The organism is Psychrobacter sp. 1Y4 (genome assembly GCF_051847555.1).
In genome coordinates this window covers 1-2,523 of the sequence record NZ_JBPYDE010000035.1, presented here as the reverse complement: position 1 = coordinate 2,523, position 2,523 = coordinate 1, and the positions used below count along the sequence as shown (strand labels likewise).

The 2,523-nt window shown below is 37.4% G+C and carries 3 protein-coding genes; all 3 read left to right on the top strand.

The genetic code is table 11. The annotated features are described in order from the left end of the window. Window positions 1–651 (top strand): Mu transposase C-terminal domain-containing protein (locus ACS8FC_RS13890; RefSeq protein WP_439297191.1); only part of this gene is annotated, 651 nt, incomplete at its 5' end. A 22-nt stretch (window positions 652–673) separates the two neighbouring features. Beyond that, the gene (locus ACS8FC_RS13885) at window positions 674–2,347 is read left to right on the top strand and encodes an AAA family ATPase (RefSeq protein WP_290178493.1); all 1,674 of its coding nucleotides are present in this window, start codon (window positions 674–676) and stop codon (window positions 2,345–2,347) included. Between the two features lies 1 nt (window position 2,348). Further along, window positions 2,349–2,523 (top strand): TniQ family protein (locus ACS8FC_RS13880; protein WP_439297192.1); only part of this gene is annotated, 175 nt, incomplete at its 3' end.

Genomic DNA, 2,523 nt, shown 5'->3' with positions numbered 1-2,523 from the left:
GGTAGGCTTCGTGCTGTCTCAGCGGATGCTTTATACATAGCGCTATTACCTCAAAAAAAAGCCAGCATTTCAGATTTAGGTATCAAGCTCTTTGGTAATTACTATATTTGTGCTGAAATAAGAGAAAAAGGCTGGCTTCATCGGAAAAACACAATCAATAGACCTAAATCGATTAAAGTTGCTTACGATCCTTTAGATGCAAATACAATTTTTATCTTTTATGAACAAGGTAGCCTCAATTATTGGAAAGCCCATTTATCCGATAGATCAAGAGAGTTTAAGGGCTGTAGTTTTTGGGAGGTGTGGCAAATACAAGAAGAGCAGAAAAAAACAGCTGCCAATCAAGAGCTTAAAAGTAGTTTCGCATTAGAAACCCTTGAACGAGAAAATGAAAAAATCATAAAAGAAGCTATGAAGGCTAAACCAACGGCATTTAAAAGCAAGTCAGCTCAGTTAGCTAATATCAATGATAACAAAAGGTTAGCTAAAGATGAGGAGCGACAGAACAGGCAGAAAAGCAAGTTTAAAAAAGGTGAGTTAATTCAACTGCCTACGACCAAAAAAAGCACGAGAAGTCAAAGTGAACTGGATGATGAAGAGCTAGCGCTTAAGTTCCCAGTTTATCATGATATTTTATCTGAAGATGACTGATTACAGAATGTTGGAGACAGTAATGATTAATGCAGTTTATAAAGAAAGCTTTGGTTCTTACAAAGGGAACCCCTTTATTGAGGCACTGCCTGACATTCTAGAACCAGAACAAGTGGTCAAAAAACTTAAAGGTAGTATAAAGCTCAATCATTCTGACTGTCAGGCTTCCTCTTCTATTAGAGCACATTTGATATCTCAAATGATGGGTCTGTTTTTTCAGCCTATCAACCGTCATATTGATCTTGAGAAGAAGTTATCAATAATGATTCGTGAAGGGTATGTTGGACGCAATCCTAAAGACGGCTCTTTAAATACTCATCTTCAAAATGGCTATGAGCGTTTAATGTCTGGTGAGGACGATGTGATTAGGTTTCCTACAGCGACTTCTACAGCTCGTAGCTTGGCATTTATAGGCTGCTCAGGTAGTGGTAAAACGACTACCCTTAATAAAATCCTATCGACCTACCCTCAAGTCATTTATCATTCAGACTTGAACTTTACTCAAATTGTCTACCTAAGAGTAGATTGTCCACATGATGGTTCACTTAAAAGCCTATGTCTTCATTTTTTTAGAGCAATCGACCAAGCTTTAGACTCTAATTATGAAAAAAAGTATGCGCTAAAACGACATAGTATTGAAACTTTATTGAATTTGATGCGTCAGATTTCTAATCACCATGCTATCGGACTGTTAGTAATAGACGAAATACAACATCTCAGTGTTAATAAGTCTGGCGGTGCTGAGAAAATGTTGAATTTTTTTGTGACGCTAGTAAATACGGTAGGTCTTCCTGTCGTTATGGTTGGAACACCAAAAGCTAGATTTATATTTGAAGGAGACTTAAGATCAGCTCGACGTGGAGCAGGTTTTGGCTCAGTTTTTTGGGAGCAGATGGCACAAGAACCAAATATAGTTTTAGCAGATGGCAAAATATATAAATCTGAATGGAACAGGTTTACGGATAATTTGTGGAAGTATCAATGGTTGAGAAAAGCAGATATTATCTTATCTGACGATGTAAGAAGTCGTTGGTATGATCTGTCACAAGGCATTTTAGATATCGTAGTTAAGCTTTTTGTACTAGCTCAGCTCAGAGCTATAGATTCAGGGATAGAGCGTATTACGGTTAAACTACTGCAGACCACTTACGATGAAGATCTAAGACCTATACATCCTATGATAGAAGCCTTGCAATCTGGTAGATCAGATAAAATTGCCGAGTTTTCAGATCTAGTAATACCCGACATCGATAAAAAGTTACTGCAGCTCCAAAGTAAGCTACATCAAAAGAAGTCTGAGTTCGATGAGGTATCAGAATATCAGGGGTGCGAACTAAGCATTAGATTACATCGTATGTTAGTCGATATGGGGAAAGACTCCCCTGTACTAGTTCCTACAGTTAAAAAGGCAGTTTCTGAGCTACCTGAAGCCTCTATGCCCGAGTTGATGTCTATTATTTTAGAATGGTCGAAAGAGGTTAAAGTTGGAAACAGCAATTTAAAAGATGACTCTCAAACGATTATTCGTACAAAGAAATCGAATTATATCAAACCAAAGGATTGGCATACGCTTGACTCTGAAGATTTACGCTATCAGTTCACTCAAAAGGAAAGGGATGATTCATTTTATGAACACTTAAAAGATTCTACATCGCTAATATTTGATATCAATGATTGGCTACCTAAGGTAAGTTGATGTGATAAACCTCCCTATCCCGTATGCCGAAGAGCTAATTTACAGCACAGTTGCTAGGTACAAAATTAGAGCTGGATTGATTAGTCCAAAGCAGTTATTAGATGATGTTTTTGAAGATAGAGGAGTAGTTGCAACTGTTGATTTGCCATGCCATTTATCTAAAATAGCGAATCACT